This is a genomic window from Bacillus sp. A260 (genome assembly GCF_009861435.1).
Lineage (GTDB): Bacteria > Bacillota > Bacilli > Bacillales > Bacillaceae_G > Bacillus_A > Bacillus_A cereus.
Genome location: NZ_CP046398.1, coordinates 2,276,680 through 2,293,282, shown reverse-complemented (window position 1 = coordinate 2,293,282; position 16,603 = coordinate 2,276,680). Strand labels below are relative to the sequence as shown.

The following is a 16,603-nucleotide window of genomic DNA, read 5'->3' as shown; positions in this document are numbered from 1 at the left end:
AAAATATGGTTCACTAATAATTAATGGGAGTTTTATTCCCCCCCACTGATTATTAGTCCACTCCAGGCAGGCTTTTACAGGGAGTTCGACTTCTTTGCCACATCTAAATTTTGAGGTAGGAGTCTTACTATCCGCAAATAGCTTGATTAAAATAAATATGATTTTTCACCTTTATTTCTTTTAATAGTTTCTTTTGATTTTTATATAAATAATTTCGAAGGAGCGTATTTTATGAAAAGAATGTTGACCGAAAGAGAGTTAGAAGTGGCTATTTATGTAGCAAAAGGATTTACAGATGTAGAAATTTCAAAAAAAATATATGTTACCCCTCGAAGAATTTCAACGATAATTAATCATATTAAAGAAAAATGGCATATTAATTCTAGAGTGGAATTAGGTATTTTAGTGTATCATTATGGTTTTATAGATGCACCCTTATTTTCAAATAAAGAAAATCATTTATTCGAAAAGGTTGCACAATAATTGGCCAAGTATAATGTGTTTCATTTACAAATAAAAACAGAAAAGTCGCTGAACTTTTATTATTCAAGGTAATTCTGTATTCTGAAGGTAATGGGCATGTATGACTTGCTAAAAGAAAAAATATAGATTGTATTTAGATATTTTAGTAAGACTAATTGTACCAGAAACTTTTAAAATTCCAATAATAGAGGACTCTTTAGACGGTTTATTGAAGGGCTTCAAACGACTTTTAAAAGGTAAAAACATACCTTAGATAATGTTTCTTCCGTAACAGCAAGTATAGCTTTTAATGTAGAAAATTCATCCATTTTGATTAAGCTTTTTTCAAAAAGGGTGGGTTTCTTCAGTTTATAGGAAAGGTATACTTAACTTATAAAGTGAAACTTTAATCATTCAAGCTGCCCGTTAATGCAGGATAAAAAATACAATAAAATAGGTAAAAACGCCATCGCATCTTTACCTATCCTATGGATAAACAGGTTCTCATAAGAAATAGAAAACTTCCCTAAACACTATAAATATATTATTTTAAATTAATTGGTTGTTGTTGAGTAATACAATGGATCATACCACCATTTTTATAAAGCTCTCTTACATCAACCCCCACGACTTTACGATCAGGATAAAGTTTTTGAATCATCTCATTTGCTATTTTATCATTAGGGTCATTATAGTTAGGAACTAAGATAACTTGATTCGCTATATAATAATTAATATATGAACCTTTATAATCAAGTTCCTTTCCGTTTTTTAATGTAACATTATGCTTGCTTAACGGCAGATATACATACTTGTACTTATTACCCTCAGCATCTTTTGCCTGCAACAACTTGTTAATATCTTTATCAGACGTTCCCCATTCAGCTAAATCTTTTTTGTTTAACGTTATAATAGTAGATTTATCGTGGAATTTTGCAAATCCATCAATATGAAAATCAGTAATATCTAAGTTAGGTACTCCATCTAACCAAATAAAATTTGTTACCCCAAGGTCACTAATATATTTTTCAATATCTTTTTCTGACAATTTTGCATTTCTATTTTTATTCGTCACAGCACTTCTAGTTAGTAAAACAGTTCCATTACCATCTAATTCAAATGCGCCACCTTCAAGAACAAATTTATTCCAATCAATTCTTTCAATTCCTAACTGTTTACTAAGATTCTCACGAAGACGAGCATCTTTCTTATATGGTGTTTTCTTTCCCCATCCGTTAAATCCTGGGTCTAATATCTTTAGATTTTTGTCATTATCATAAACAAAAATTGGTCCAGTATCTCTTGTCCATACATCGTCAGTAGGTGCGATAAAGAAATCAATTTCCCCCATATTCACCCCGTGATCTATTAAAACCTCAGTAATTCTTTCTTTTTCTTCTTGATCATATGCAACAATATGAACTTTTTCGCCTTTGCTTAAAGCATTTGTCATTTGAATCCAAATTGGCTCTACTTCTTGCTGATATTTTTGCCCATATGTAAATTCATGAGGCCATTGTAACCATGTTCCTTCATGTTTGCTTTTTTCATCTGGCATTGTATACTTTCCTACTTGTTTTCGCACCTCTACTTTCTTCATATCTTTTCTTTGCGTTTTTTCAATTTCCTTCGCCTGAACTTTCTCAATCCCCTTCCCTAGAGCATAACCACCGAAAATAGATGTGGTTAGTATAGCACTCATACACAAATTCGTTATTTTTTTCATTTCTTAACCTCCTTTTCTGTCTTACTGTAAACCTTTACATAGTGTGAAGGTCAAGCTTTTCTATTTGAATTATTTAAATATTTTAAATGTGAAGTGCAATTTGATCGAACTCTATACAAAACAAGTAAGAATCAACTCTTCCTACTATAATCATCATTTTTCATAATATCTTACACTCTTTTCTCTTGTTATCCTTTTTATACCATGTACTGTATTATTTTTGAAAATAATACAGTACATGAAATTTCATACTAAATACATATATATTTATTCAGTTTATAATTAACTATTCAAAAGCAGTTACAATTCTCTCTTTCATTTTCTGTAATACTTCACTGCTCAATACTTTTTGACCAGCAGGAAGTTTTAATATGGCAGCGGCACCTTTACTAAGGTATATTTCTTGATCATTATTTTGATTTACTACCAATATTCCTTGCCCTTCAAATTCAAAATAACTAATATCTTTTGTTTCATTTGTATTATTCTTTATTGCTGTATATAATCCATATAAATCTTTACTTCTATTTTCTCCGCCCGTTCGAATCGGTTCAGTATCATTCGCAACAATTAGTCCTTCTGGCTGCTCACCCTTCATAATAAACCACAGCTTTTCATTTGTTGGTAATAGTAAATTCTTAAATTCAGAGCTATTTAAAATTTGCTGTGCTGGAATTGTTGCATAGATTGGTAACGAAAATGGAGATGTTGTTATTTTTTCAAAACTTAAATTTTCAGAAGAACTTCCCTTACTATATTGATAATCTTTTAATGCGATCGATTGTACTGATTCACTTTTATTTTTTGATGCATAACTAATTTTACTAGCGAAAATAATAACGGTCATTAAGCACATGCACAATATCACAAGCTTAAGTAGTTTTCCCATTTATGAACCCCCGCTTTTAATATTATTAGTTTGCATGGATATTATAAACAGTTTCACTCCACCAAAAATTATTATTGTTATGGAACGTACTGAAATTATGATTATAATGATCACCATACCAAGGGTCCATGTACGTTATATAATCTGTTCCATTTGTCCCTTTATAAAACCCATCAAGTACTAGAAAGTGTCCGATGTTAGCTCCATTTTGCCACATAATGAGTGCAATCATCGGCTGATTACTATTAATTTGACTTTTGAACCAATCATAAGATTTTGCTCCAGAACTTATAGCTGAGCTAACACCGTATCCTGATAATCCATATTGTATTTCACGTGAAGTTGCAGGATTATTATATGATCCACCCTTAACATACCTAACGTACTGATCTTGTGAAGGAGTTTTCCCAAAATAATTTAAAACTGAAACCGAAGTGCCTGCCCAACACCAATTTGATCTTTCTTGTAATATGTTAGGTACAAATAATTTACGATCTATTGATGTATTTGGAGGATTTCCATTAATATACGCTGACGTTACATATACTTTTTTTCCATCTTTAAAATAATAAAACCAACGATTATCTAAATTTCCTGTCCAATAATCTTTAACCGTTTCACCATACTCCCATCCTTTAAAAGATACTTTTGTATTTCCGGGAATCACATCTACAATATTTGCATTTAAACTTTTTGCCTCTCTAACATTTACATTCAATGGAGCTGTTGTTCCTGAAAATTCAACTTCTTCTGCTATTATTTTCTGAACACCAATAAAACTAAATGTGAAAAACAATAAAAACATACAAACAATAAAATGCTTTCTTTCCTTCATTTCTCCACCCCTTCATCAGTACTAAAAAACATCAACAATTCATCCTTATTAATTGTTCAAGCTTAATATTACATACTAACGAAAAATGACTTCTCATAAAGTGAAACTTTAATCAGTAGTGGTTTTATTCATCCCCCACTGATTATTAGTTAAACCAATCGGACTGCCCGGCAAATTGCGAGATAAATTCCAATACAAAAAAGGAGCCTATAAATTTTTATAGACTCCTTTTTATTTCTTCGTTATTACTTAGCTAATTCTTTTGTACCCTTCATTACATCAATGAAGAATCCCCAGTTATTCACTACAGAAGAGATACTGATATGTTCATCTGGAGTGTGGACGTTAAAAATGTCTGGTCCGAATGAAATTGCATCTAATTCAGGCATTTTTTGAACGAATGCGCTACACTCAATCCCCGCATGCACAGCGAAGATTTCAATTTCTTTATTGTATTTTTCTTGATGCACTTTTTCAAATAAATTACGAATTTGTGAGTTTGGATTGTATGGCCATTCTGGATACTCTGACTCTATTTCAAATGTAGCACCAACTAATTCAGCAATATATTTGATTTCTTCTGTAACATGTTGTTTTAAACTACTTACAGAACTTCGCACTTCGTTACGTAATTTAATTTCATCTTGCAACGTTTCAATAACGCCTAAATTTGTTGAGCTTTCTACAAGACCTTTAATATCCATGCTCATACTTTGAATGCCATTTGGAATTAAGAATAATGATGAAATAAGCTGCTTTTGTGTCTCTTTAGCAAATACTTTTTCAACTTTTTCATCCAATTTTGTCAGTGTAACATGAACATCTGGATCAACAGCACGCATTTCTTCTTGTAATACACGTGTCCATGATTCTAGTTTTTCTTCTACTTGTCCTACATCTTCTGTACGAATTAAAAGTGTAGCTACACTTTCACGCGGAATTGCATTCGTTTTTAATCCGCCGTGAACTTCACTTATGTTAAACTCCGTATGTGCCGATAAATCACGTAATACTCGTCCTAATACTTTGTTCGCATTACCGCGTTGTTTATCAATTTCCATACCAGAATGTCCGCCTTTTAGACCACCAATATATAGACGGTATGCATCCATATTCGCTGGCGTTTCATCCCAAATTACGGGAATTGTTTCAACAGCTTTCGCACCACCTGCACTACTTACAAGTAATTTATGATCTTCTTCAGAATCAATATTTATAAATATCTTTCCTTCAAAATGATTTGGATCAATAGCAAAAGCCCCGCCCATTGTCGTTTCTTCTTCAGTAGTGATAACGACTTCAAGTGCTGGATGCGTAATTTCTTTTGAATCTAATAAAGCTAATGCATACGCAACTGCAATACCATTATCAGCACCTAAAGTTGTTTGATTTGCATATAACATATCCCCAATGATTCTTAATTCAATTGGATCTTTTTCAAAATCATGTACTGTTGCTTGATTTTTTTCGCAAACCATATCCATATGACCTTGAATAATAATAGCTGGTACATTTTCATAACCAGCTGTTGCTTCTTTTTTAATAATGACATTTAATGCTTCATCTTGAATGACTTCTAAGTTACGCTCTTTTGCAAAGCCCACTAAATAATCACTAATTTCCTTTTCATTACCTGATCCTCTAGGAATCTTTGAAATTTCTGCAAAATGATAAAATACAGGGTGCTTTGTTAATTGTTCTAAAGTAGAATACATTTTTCAAGCTCCTTTCAAAATGAAAAAATAGTATGTAAGTCTTTTATCATTATACCATGATTTATTATTTTACCTTTCTTTTAACTTTTATTGTTCATTTTATGTAAAACACTCTTACAACATTGTAAGGGCATTGTAATCTATATCGATTTTTCTCATTTAATAATAGCCGTATACTTTTTAAAGAAACACATTAAAGGAGATAAAGAAAATGAAAAAGTTTTTAGCAATTATTACACTATGTTTATTATTTTCTAGTTTTACTATTGGCTGTGAGAGAGCGTCACTAAATAGAATTGGTAAAGATGTATATTACATGCAGATAAAAGGCGAAGGAACTATCGAAAAGGTAGATGGTAGAAACTTACGAAACTATACGCTGCCCGCATATGATGAAGATGGCGTCAAAAAACAAATTACATTTAGAAGTACAAAAAAAGAAAACAATCATAAATTAAATGCAGACGCGTTTTTACGCCTTTATGTAGATCAAGATGATAATAATAAAAATGAAATATCATCAATTGAAGTAAAGTCCTATGAAGAGATTCAGAAAGCAGATTTGCCTGAAAAAATAAGAGAAAAGTTTACTATTAAATAAAAAAAAGAAAATGCTCTATGCATTTTCTTTTGTTCTTTTCACCTGTATATATTTTGAACTACTATTATTCATCAGTTTCTCTAACCGATTTATATTCTCCGTTAATGCACCTTTCACAAGAGAGAAATCTGTATTTGATTCTTCTTTTTTTTCTTTAAAAAACGAAGACTTTTGCACATTGACTTCAGCCATCTCTTCTCCCCCTTTTCAAAAAGATACAACCTTTTATTTATATTATATAGCAAATGTAGAAAGAGTGTACACTTATGATTTTCTTTTTAATTCTTCTTCTAATTCTTCTACTTGCTGCAACGTATCCCCTTTTATTAAAGAGAAATCTGTTGTATCTTCGTTACCTTCTTTAAAAAAATCATTGTCATAATCTTTTACCACTACAATCACCTCTACATGCTAGTGTAGGAATGATTGTCCAATTTTATTCAACTTTGTCGGATTTTGTTTTTAATTTATGTATAGAAGAAAAGGACAGAAAAAGATTCTGTCCTTATTTACTAAAATAACTATGATGTATTGTTAAATTATATACATTTTCAAAATCCCGATCTTGCAGGTTATTTTTCTTTCCATCAATAACAATGAAAACGTCACTTACTATTTTTGCTGGTATAATCCCGACATTTTCTACTTGCACCGCTTTCTGCTCATTCAATTGCTCGATATGTTCTAACGGAACGATAATACTAAATTGCGAGCGAATACCACGAAAGTTTGTATTTAATTCCTTCGCGGCTTCAAAAACAACAATTTTCGCGCCAATCTTTTCCCCATATGAATCTAAAAATGCATTTAAGCTCTTTGTATATTCCTCTTCCGTATGCCATTCCATCGTACCGAATACTGCTGGATTAACATTTTGAATAATTGTCGTGTATATTTCCCCTCTCGCTTTAGATGCAATTAATGATCGTTTTATTGATTGAACTGTCTTGCCAATATCGCTAAATTTCGCACCCCATATTTCTGAAATATTAGGCGTTAAAATGAACGCAATATCAACAAAAATAACCATTGCAGTAAACATTAAAAGATTTTTCCAGAGGGTTAAATCAATTCCTTTTATCATGAAATACACGGTGACAGATATGATAAACAAACCATACCAAGTCTTTCTAATACGTTGCTTTTTCTCCTCGTACAACTCCTCATTTTTCCAATAAAAGAAAACAAGGACTACAAAGACAATCGCTAAAACAAATAAGCCAATTCGAATGTTAGAGATCATTAATCACATCACCCTCCATTCAAAAACTACTCACGATATCATTACATGCGCAAGCTGCTCTCTTTATGACAAAAGACGTGGACAAGCTTCTAAAATTAGCTACATCGCATATATATTAGAAAGTACCACGTCTTTTATCCTGTTATTTGTGGGAAATAAGACCCCCACTGATTAAAATTTCACTTTACCATGAGTCTATATTGTATATGTAGACAAGCATTCATTTCAAATTTTCGTATTAAAAAGAAATATGTTTCGGAATTTCCCCTTCAGGTACTTCTCCATCCATACTTAAATAATAATGACGAATCGGACGTAAGTTTTCGTCTAATTCATAAACAAGCGGAATGCTAGTGGGAATATTTAATGAAACTACACCATCACTTGAAAGGTTGTCTAAATATTTTACTAGCGAGCGAATTGTGTTACCGTGTGATGAAATAATTACTTTATTACCACTTTTTAATGTCGGCGCAATTTCTGAATGCCAATAAGCAAGTACTCTCTTCTCCGTATCCTCTAAACATTCAGTTAATGGAAATTCACCTTTTTTGAGTGTTTTATATCTTGGATCGGTCGCTTCATATCGAGGATCGTCTTCAGTGAGAGCCGGTGGTCTTACATCAACACTTCTTCTCCAAATATGAACTTGCTCCTCACCATATTTTTGTGCAGTTTCATCTTTATTCAGCCCTTGCAATGCACCATAATGTCTTTCATTTAGCTTCCAAGATTTATGTATTGGAACCCAAGTAAGATCCATCTCATGAAGTACAATCCATAACGTCCGAATTGCGCGTTTTAATACTGATGTATAAGCCACATCAAAAGTATATCCGTTTTTCTTTAATATTGCTCCTGCTTCTCTCGCTTCACTTAATCCATTCTCTGATAGATCAACATCTGTCCATCCAGTAAAGCGATTTTCAAGATTCCATAAACTTTGTCCGTGACGAATAAGTACAAGTTTTATCATTATAATTCCCCTTTCGGAAATGTGAATTTTATTGTTCCATTGCGTACACGTATAAAGTATCTAGTAATGTATCTTTTTATCCATTCACTCTATGACCAAATCATAGTTGCCAAATGTATGGATAAAATTTGTTCTTTTTCAAACGATAAAAACAGAAGTTTTTTCATTATTTTTGATCGACTGGTAGTTCACGTTTCGTTATCCAAGCATCAAAACCTGATCGGCTATTTGCCATTTCATTCATAACTTGGTGCCAATTGTCCTCACATGATTCACCAAATTTTGAAAAAATAGCACCCATTTGTTGTCTTTGTACATCACTCAGTTTTTTCTCTAAATCTGTACCTTTTTCTGTTAAAGACAACTGTTTCACACGTCGATCATGCTTAGCTTCATTACTCTCAATTAAGCCCTTTTCCACAAGTTGACGTAGCGGTCCGTGGAGAGCTTGTTTACTTATTTCTAATAGTGATAATAACTCATTTACACTTATCCCTGGAAAACGTGCGATAAAAAATAAAATTCGATGATGTACTCGTTGAATGCCATATTCTTTTATAATTTCATCTGGCTTTTCAGTAAATGTTTTATATGCAAAATAAAATAATGCTAATGCCTCATTCATCTGTTCTTCTTTATGTTGTGTCATCTACTTTCCCCCTGTATGTAAATTATACCACAATCTAGTAATGAATATTTTAATCAACGCATTAGAACTTATTTAGTCTATTGAAACATTCATTGCATAATTAGGAGATGATTCATTTGAAAAAACAATATACTGTAAGTACATATTTATTGGATAGACTACATGAATTAGGAATTGAACATATATTTGGGGTTCCTGGTGATTATAATCTTGCCTTTTTAGATGATGTGGTAGCACATGAAAATTTAAAGTGGATTGGCAATTGTAACGAATTAAATGCTGCATATGCAGCAGATGGGTACGCTCGCATAAAAGGAATCGCTGCTCTTATTACTACTTTCGGAGTTGGAGAATTAAGCGCTATTAACGGTATTGCTGGCTCATATGCGGAAAACGTGCCAGTTATAAAAATCACGGGTACGCCACCAACAAAAGTAATGGAAAATGGAGCAATCGTCCATCATACGTTAGGAGATGGAAAGTTCGATCACTTTTCCAATATGTATCGAGAAATCACTGTGGCACAAACAAATGTAAAACCTGAGCATGCAGCTGAGGAAATTGACCGTGTATTACGTGCATGTTGGAATGAAAAACGCCCTGTTCATATTAATTTGCCAATTGATGTGTATAATAAACCAATTAATAAACCGACAGAACCTATTATAAATAAACCTATTTTAAGTAATAAAGAAGCATTAAATAAAATGCTTCTACATGCCATTTCACAAATAAATAGTGCCAAAAAACCTGTTATTTTAGCTGATTTTGAAGTAGATCGATTTCACGCTAAAGAAAATTTACATCAATTCGTAGAAAAAACTGGGTTTCCCATCGCGACGTTAAGTATGGGAAAAGGAATATTCCCAGAAAAACAGCCTCAATTTATAGGGATTTATACTGGTGATGTAAGTTCTCCGTACTTGCGAAAAAGAATTGATGAATCTGATTGTATTATTAGTATTGGTGTGAAGTTAACTGATACTATTACAGGCGGCTTCACACAAGGTTTTACAAAAGAACAAGTTATAGAAATCCATCCCTACACTGTGAAAATTATAGATAAAAAATACGGTCCAGTTGTAATGCAGGATGTTTTACAACATTTAAGTGATTCAATTGAGCATCGTAATAAAGATACCCTTGACGTTAAGCCATTTATTTTAGAATCCTCACCTTTTACTGAAGAGTTCATTCCAAAAGCACAAATGGTCACACAAAAACGTTTTTGGCAGCAAATGTACCATTTCTTACAAGAAAACGACGTCTTAATTGTAGAGCAAGGAACACCTTTCTTTGGTAGTGCTGCTATCCCTCTACCTAATAACACTGCATATGTAGGACAACCGTTATGGGGATCTATCGGCTACACACTGCCTGCTCTACTTGGTACACAGCTCGCCAATTTATCACGGCGCAACATTTTAATTATTGGTGATGGTTCTTTCCAAGTAACTGCCCAAGAGTTATCAACTATATTACGTCAAAATTTAAAACCAATTATATTTTTAATCAATAACAACGGATACACTGTTGAACGTGCCATTCACGGCCAAAACCAACCTTATAATGATATACAAATGTGGGATTACAATAAACTATCAATGGTATTTGTGGCAGAAGAAAAAAGTCTAACATTTAAAGTAGAAAATGAATCAGAATTAGCAGAAGTCTTAACAAATATAACTTTTAATAAGAATCAACTTATCTTTATTGAAGTTATAATGAGCCAAAGCGATCAACCTGAATTGTTAGCTAAACTCGGGAAAAGATTTGGTCAGCAAAATTCTTAATATAAAAGCATAACCTAATTATACAATTGGTAGTGTAAAACTTGTTTTGAGAATAGTTTCGACAATCAAAATACATAAGGAAAAGGATGGAAAACACCATCCTTTTCTATTTTAAGAGCGTTTTTCGACTAACGCCCCGTGCGACAAGCAAAAATTCTTAATCCATCTTTAACTTTATAGCTTTTGTCGCAATAAATGTTTTAATATGCTTATCTAATATCCTTGTTCCACCAAAATCATCCTCATAAAAACCTGTTATAGCAAAACCAGCTTCAATTTGGCCTTGGATTTGGTCTTCTAAAGTATGTGCATATTCTATTGTTTGATTTGAATCGATGTAATCTTGAACTTCATCCTCTGGTAAATAATCCAATGTTGATGAAGGAATTGAATGTTTAACATCAAGAATACCTTTTTGTTCTTGGTTATCATCAAAAATCCATAGTAACGGATTTGTAAATCCAGCAATAAGAATACCCTTATTCTTTAAAACCCTAGAAACTTCATTCCATACAAGATGAACATCTTTTACAAACAAAAATAAGCTACGCTTTTTCTTTTTTATTCAGCAAGAGTTAACTGCCAAGATACACCATACTTATCATTTAACCAGCCAAACTTTTTACTAAACGGATAAGAACCTAAAGGCATAAGAATTGCTCCATCCTGCGCTAGTTTATGAAAGACCGTTTCAATTTCTTCTTCTGTCTCACAAGTTACATAAAGAGACATAGCTGGAGTGAATGTAAAATTATGATTTACATAACTATCAATACACATAAACTCTTGGCCATTTAGCGTAAAAGTTGCATGAATTACAGTTCCCTCTTTACCAGGTCCATTTTCATCGTAGCGAGAAATACTTACAATTTCCGATTGGTCAAATAGCGACGTATAAAAATTCATTGCTTCCTCAGCTTTGCCTTCAAACATTAAAAACGTAGTAATTTTTTGATTTGTGTTACTCATATGGAGACAGCCCCTTGTTATATATTTATGTAAAACATAAGTCGGCAAAAAACCGAACGTACATTCCTATAAGTGTATTGTCTATAAAAACGATGAGTTTGTCAATTATCTACTTTATTATTTCTTCTTAAATAATGCTGTCCAAAGAAATGATTCTCCAAACATTTCTTTCGGTTGTTTCATTTGTTTCATCCTTCTAATCTCAATTACCTCAAATTCTTTAAATATCTCTCTTAACTTTTCTTCCGAGTATGCAAGACCACCTTGTAGACTCCATCCTCTATATACATCCCAATCTGTTATTTCCGATCCATTTCGCTCATCTAAATCGCCTGCCGCAAAACATGTTAATCCGAAATAACCACCCGATTTTAATGAGTTTTTAATTAAATCCACATAATTTATTCTTCTATGCGGTGGAATGTGATGCAAACAGCCCGAATCGTATACAAAATCAAATTCGTTTTGAACCTCTAAATTAAAAATTGAATCACAAATAAAATGAATTGCTACCCCTTTTGCCAATGCCCTTTCTTTAGCCCAATTAATGCCTTCTACAGATAAATCCACTGCTGTTACATCAAATCCTTGAGTCGCTAAATAAATGGCATTTCTACCTGGACCACATCCAAGTTCTAATACCTTCCCTTTTGAAACTCTCTCTTTTTGTATATACGAAACTAGATTCTCATCTGGAATATTTTCAAAAAACGGAACATCCTTTTCTCTATTCTCATAAAACTCATTCCAAAATGGTTCTGCAGGTCTTAATAATGAATCAAGCATTTTTAAAATGTCTTCTTGTGTGTGTAACGTTTCAGTTTTCATTAATACCCCTCCATAAATTAATAGTCAGAAAATTATTATATATCTTTTCGAACTTTCAAACAAAGAAAAAACTCCTATATTCAATAGGAGTTTTTGTCTTTAAAATCCGAGTACAGCTAACCATTTTAACAATTTCTCTTCTCGCGCTTTTAAATCATCATTCCTAAACTTGCCTAGTTGTATTTCACTAACAACTTCTCCGTCCTCCATAAAAAGAACTCTTTCTGTTTTCTCTGCTACCTATACAACATGAGTCACTTAAGAAGGTTACTTTGCTGAAAAATAAAGCCGATTTCGTTAAGGGATATTTTTGCTAACGCCTCTTCTTTCATACATGTTATTTCATACAATCATACTTTTCTAATAAAATAACGCTTTTGTTCACTTTTTTGATACATTTACGAAACATTCATGTGTTACCTTCATTAAGTTCTTTTCTTTTTATAATGTCGTGTGAGATATACCAACAGAGGAAGCCCTAGATCCCCTAATCCTAGGGCTTTTTTATAAGAATTTTATACATTTTATTATTTCCACTAACTCTTTAAATTGTATATACATAATATAAAATTTTCATGTTGTTATATTTTTTGATGGCCTCTTATCTTTCCTTAAAAGGCTTTTTTTCAAATAACGCTTTTATTTAATTTATATTTAAAAAGTTCCTTTTCATAAAGACTTCCCTTATATGCTATACTCATTCTTAAATAATTGTATAAGGAATGTTAAAAATGGATGATAGATCGTCAAGACAATGGAAATTGCGACAAAAGTTAAGAGCACTGAAAACCAAAAACAACAATGACACAAACCCTTTGTTTAGTGAATGCCTTGAATCCCTAGGAAACGAAACTCTCATTTTCTCCCAAGAAAAAAGCCAGCAGATTGCTATTATTTTAATGAATTCATTTCCTATAACTGTCTCGGGAAGAATAGATTGGGAACAGATAGATAACCAATTCATAGCTTCGAACAAAGAACAACTAATTTCCCTTATTAGAGCAAACCAACTAGATTTTGACGAACAGATTTTTATAATATGGGATAACTATGAAATCCCTGTAGTAAGTACAAATCTTGATAAAGTATTCCAATCACTAGTTGACGTTGATGCAGTCAGTTTTTATTACTGGATATTAGACAAAGAATATAGATTCGTAATTGAAATAAATGATAAAGAATTGATTAGGATTGGGTTTCGCTAATACTCTAAGCATATTTCCTCATTCTACTGATCTGCAAAATTTAAATTGTATTATTTATCAAAGACTTAAAATATACGAATGTCACGTAAACCGATTGGTGTTAATCATGTTTATGTTTATAATTACGTTGATTTGGATAACTTGCATTTATAAAATGTAAATGTTTTACAAATTTAAGTTAAACAAACATTGTTATATCAAGGTTTGTTTGACCTAACATGTTATATTCTTGATACTAAGACGGTTTTTATGAGCATTTCGTATAAGTGTGATTTAACTGATTAAGACTATTTTTAAAAACGACATATCAGCGATAATTTATGTCTATTCTGTATAAGTGTTAGCAAGATCGTTTGCAAACTTGTTAGCACTTTTTTAAAACTTAAACCAGAGGAGATTCATACAATTTAGTAACAATGTAAAATTGTATTTATCAAGGATAAACCATTTAACAAATAGTTTGCAGCACTGAATGATTTACAAAAGAATACCCATCGATACACTACGAATAAAAATAATCAGCTAATCGAGGGAATATAATTATTTTTATTTAATTCGCACTTGTACTTCTTGTTCTTGTATTACTTGAATGATTAACTCCAATACAATATTTTGTATTAACTGATGCTCATTATCATGAAGTTTACTTTGTTCTGATATGTATTCAATACATTGATATATATACCCTTCTACCAATAAGCTCCCTTTTTCAACTGTAAGTGTATTTTGCTCATTCTTTTTTACCTTTGGTATTAAAAATTCGGTTTTTGTCAAAATAATCTCCTGTTCAACCTCTTTTATTCCAATGACTTTTTCTTTAAATACAACCTTTTCTCGTAAACTAATTTCACCTTTATATCTTCCTATTTCTATTGGTAGTTTCGCTGTAATAAAATTATTTACGTCTTCCCCATTTTCACTCTCTAATATTATACTGTGAATAGGAATCCATGAAGATGCCTCTACCTTATTCTCTTCTTTATTCCCTTTATTTTTTTGGTTATATAATTCAAAATGAATTCTCTTCTCATGAAGATTTAAAGAAACTAATTTACAATAACTATCCGAATAATATTGTTGCACTGTAGTTAATAACTTACAATCTAATTCACGCCCTTCTACACCTTTTTCATTCCTAAATACAAATGCTTCTTGATTTTTAACATTTATTTTTGGAAATATTTTAAAACTAGTTACTTCTGAAAAAATAGAAAATGGAGTTTTGACCACCAGTGAGCGTATTAAAGGCCCTATTTGTGATCCAGACGCTTTACCTTCTTTCTCTAATTTTGATGCTACATATTCTCCCTTTAATTCAGGTGGTATTTCTTCTTTTCCCCCTCTTTTTTCGTGTAAATTATCTTGTATATTCAGTTTTTTATACTTGTAAATTTCATCCCATATCCCCTTACCAATCCATGGATTTTTCATCACCATCCCCCCGTCTGATGAAATTCAAAAAATTTGTTTTTTGTATGTGACCATTTCATCATTATATATGTTGTATAAAAATAAAAAAGAAATTGTCTTTTTAACAAAGACAATTTCTTTTTATTTTTATAGTGCTACTTGTACTTGTTGTACTTGTAAAACTTTTAAAGTAAGATCTAGTACAATTTTTTCACGAAGCGTATCAAATGGTTCGTTTAGGTTTGTAGGACAAGGTGAAAAGTCTAATTCAAAAAATTGAGCGCTTACTAATTCACAATATGGTTGTTCGTTATAAAAAACTGCATTTTCAAAGAAATATTTGTCTAGACGTGGTAAATCACCGTTTTTAGGATTTATAAAATGAGAAGTAGTGTCCGAAGAAGAAGCTACTAAAGCTAATGATAGAAAATCACCTTCTGTCAGATCTGCAAAACCAGAAAATGGAACATTTGCAATACGATCATATAGAACTCCATTACACTCGTCATTTGCATATTCAATATTTTTACGAATATAGCCTTGTACAAATAATTTCGCTCTTGTAACTCGTCGGTAAGGTGTACCTGGTACTGGTACGAATGCTACAGGCACTAACTTACATTGTGTTAAAAATACGTTTTTTAAGATGCGTTTAATTTCGACTGCTGGAGGCTCTAATGAAATATCGGACTCTACAACAATTTGAAGCGTTCTTTCAGCTAATACAACTGGAATCTTTACAATAGGTGCTCCTGGAGTAACAATTGGTGTTGCAGTCTCATCACTTAATGGTGTTTGGGTTTGTCCCGCTACCTGACATGGTACATTAATTGGACATTGTTCGCTCATGTTTTATGCTCCTCTTTTTATAAGATTTTAGAGTTTATGAAATTTTCAAACTCATAATACTTGTATATGTCTTTCTTCTACTAATGTTTGGGTTCTATAGTAGCCTTTTTAATCATTATCATTAAGTTAGTATAATCTAATCATTTTTATTGAAAATTCTGAAAATTAATATTTTTAGAGGAATACAAATTCTGTTTTCAACGTATCTCGCAGATTCGGTAAAATTATGAAGTCTTTATTACATGAGTTATCTTGAATTTAATTTTGGATATCACGATATGAACATGGTTACCAAATGATGATTTTTATTTTTATCAAGCTATATATTCGTAAAAAATCGCTTTACATATACTGAAGTTTTATTTGTTGTTACATAAAATCTTTTACCTATTCAATTTTGAAATATACATTCAAGACAGTATACTCCAAAATAAGAAATTATTTTAAATTAGA

At 31.7% G+C, this 16,603-nt stretch carries 17 protein-coding genes and 2 pseudogenes; 4 read left to right on the top strand and 15 right to left on the bottom strand.

Going from position 1 to position 16,603, the window contains the following annotated elements; translation table 11 throughout:
* Positions 1–231 precede the first annotated feature (231 nt).
* Positions 232–483: a response regulator transcription factor gene (locus tag GD442_RS11710; protein WP_000827555.1), complete on the top strand. Its 252-nt coding sequence runs from the start codon at positions 232–234 to the stop codon at positions 481–483.
* 523 nt (positions 484–1,006) lie between these two features.
* Here the strand turns inward: GD442_RS11710 and GD442_RS11705 are convergent.
* From GD442_RS11705 to pepD, 4 genes are all read right to left on the bottom strand, one after another.
* Positions 1,007–2,188 (bottom strand): agmatine deiminase family protein, encoded by a 1,182-nt coding sequence (locus GD442_RS11705; protein WP_000724488.1) that lies wholly within the window; start codon positions 2,186–2,188, stop codon positions 1,007–1,009.
* Positions 2,189–2,474: 286 nt separating this feature from the next.
* Positions 2,475–3,077, bottom strand: a complete 603-nt coding sequence (locus GD442_RS11700) for a hypothetical protein (RefSeq protein WP_000517259.1) — start codon at positions 3,075–3,077, stop codon at positions 2,475–2,477.
* 25 nt (positions 3,078–3,102) lie between these two features.
* Positions 3,103–3,912 (bottom strand): papain-like cysteine protease family protein, encoded by an 810-nt coding sequence (locus GD442_RS11695; RefSeq protein WP_000664544.1) that lies wholly within the window; start codon positions 3,910–3,912, stop codon positions 3,103–3,105.
* Positions 3,913–4,157: 245 nt separating this feature from the next.
* Positions 4,158–5,627, bottom strand: coding sequence for a beta-Ala-His dipeptidase (gene pepD / locus GD442_RS11690; RefSeq protein WP_000287546.1), 1,470 nt, complete (start codon positions 5,625–5,627; stop codon positions 4,158–4,160).
* 211 nt (positions 5,628–5,838) lie between these two features.
* On the opposite strand from pepD, the gene GD442_RS11685 reads away from it, so the two are divergent.
* A complete protein-coding gene (locus GD442_RS11685; RefSeq protein ID WP_000713869.1) occupies positions 5,839–6,228 on the top strand; it encodes a YxeA family protein in 390 nt (129 codons plus the stop codon).
* 15 nt (positions 6,229–6,243) lie between these two features.
* Here the strand turns inward: GD442_RS11685 and spoIISB are convergent, their stop codons facing one another.
* From spoIISB to GD442_RS11660, 5 genes are all read right to left on the bottom strand, one after another.
* Positions 6,244–6,420 (bottom strand): stage II sporulation protein SB, encoded by a 177-nt coding sequence (gene spoIISB, locus GD442_RS11680; protein WP_000852629.1) that lies wholly within the window; start codon positions 6,418–6,420, stop codon positions 6,244–6,246.
* A gap of 72 nt (positions 6,421–6,492) precedes the next feature.
* The gene (locus GD442_RS11675; protein ID WP_000237819.1) at positions 6,493–6,621 is read right to left on the bottom strand and encodes a hypothetical protein; all 129 of its coding nucleotides are present in this window, start codon (positions 6,619–6,621) and stop codon (positions 6,493–6,495) included.
* A 112-nt stretch (positions 6,622–6,733) separates the two neighbouring features.
* Positions 6,734–7,471 (bottom strand): type II toxin-antitoxin system SpoIISA family toxin, encoded by a 738-nt coding sequence (locus GD442_RS11670; protein ID WP_000624977.1) that lies wholly within the window; start codon positions 7,469–7,471, stop codon positions 6,734–6,736.
* A 238-nt stretch (positions 7,472–7,709) separates the two neighbouring features.
* Positions 7,710–8,447 (bottom strand): 2,3-diphosphoglycerate-dependent phosphoglycerate mutase, encoded by a 738-nt coding sequence (gene gpmA / locus GD442_RS11665; RefSeq protein ID WP_000594152.1) that lies wholly within the window; start codon positions 8,445–8,447, stop codon positions 7,710–7,712.
* A gap of 166 nt (positions 8,448–8,613) precedes the next feature.
* Positions 8,614–9,096, bottom strand: a complete 483-nt coding sequence (locus GD442_RS11660; RefSeq protein WP_000191885.1) for a MarR family winged helix-turn-helix transcriptional regulator — start codon at positions 9,094–9,096, stop codon at positions 8,614–8,616.
* Between the two features lie 107 nt (positions 9,097–9,203).
* Here GD442_RS11660 and GD442_RS11655 point away from each other — a divergent pair, with 107 nt between their 5' ends.
* Positions 9,204–10,889, top strand: coding sequence for an alpha-keto acid decarboxylase family protein (locus tag GD442_RS11655; RefSeq protein ID WP_002041140.1), 1,686 nt, complete (start codon positions 9,204–9,206; stop codon positions 10,887–10,889).
* A 157-nt stretch (positions 10,890–11,046) separates the two neighbouring features.
* Here the strand turns inward: GD442_RS11655 and GD442_RS11650 are convergent.
* The 4 genes and pseudogenes from GD442_RS11650 to GD442_RS28505 all read right to left on the bottom strand — a co-directional run.
* Positions 11,047–11,427, bottom strand: a pseudogene (locus GD442_RS11650) (SAM-dependent methyltransferase); the annotation flags it as partial.
* Positions 11,428–11,450: 23 nt separating this feature from the next.
* Positions 11,451–11,858 carry a VOC family protein gene (locus GD442_RS11645; RefSeq protein ID WP_000072495.1) on the bottom strand — a complete coding sequence of 136 codons (408 nt, stop codon included), beginning with the start codon at positions 11,856–11,858 and terminating at the stop codon, positions 11,451–11,453.
* 117 nt (positions 11,859–11,975) lie between these two features.
* Positions 11,976–12,686: a class I SAM-dependent methyltransferase gene (locus GD442_RS11640; RefSeq protein ID WP_000846294.1), complete on the bottom strand. Its 711-nt coding sequence runs from the start codon at positions 12,684–12,686 to the stop codon at positions 11,976–11,978.
* 99 nt (positions 12,687–12,785) lie between these two features.
* Positions 12,786–12,926: pseudogene (locus GD442_RS28505) on the bottom strand (ABC transporter ATP-binding protein); the annotation flags it as partial.
* 491 nt (positions 12,927–13,417) lie between these two features.
* Here GD442_RS28505 and GD442_RS11630 point away from each other — a divergent pair.
* Positions 13,418–13,891: a CDI toxin immunity protein gene (locus GD442_RS11630; protein ID WP_000342724.1), complete on the top strand. Its 474-nt coding sequence runs from the start codon at positions 13,418–13,420 to the stop codon at positions 13,889–13,891.
* 546 nt (positions 13,892–14,437) lie between these two features.
* Here GD442_RS11630 and GD442_RS11625 read toward each other — a convergent pair.
* Entirely contained in the window at positions 14,438–15,322 is an 885-nt protein-coding gene (locus tag GD442_RS11625) for a BC_2427 family protein (protein WP_000795504.1), read from the bottom strand.
* A 126-nt stretch (positions 15,323–15,448) separates the two neighbouring features.
* Entirely contained in the window at positions 15,449–16,150 is a 702-nt protein-coding gene (locus GD442_RS11620) for a CsxC family protein (protein ID WP_001294982.1), read from the bottom strand.
* Between the last annotated feature and the right edge of the window lie 453 nt (positions 16,151–16,603).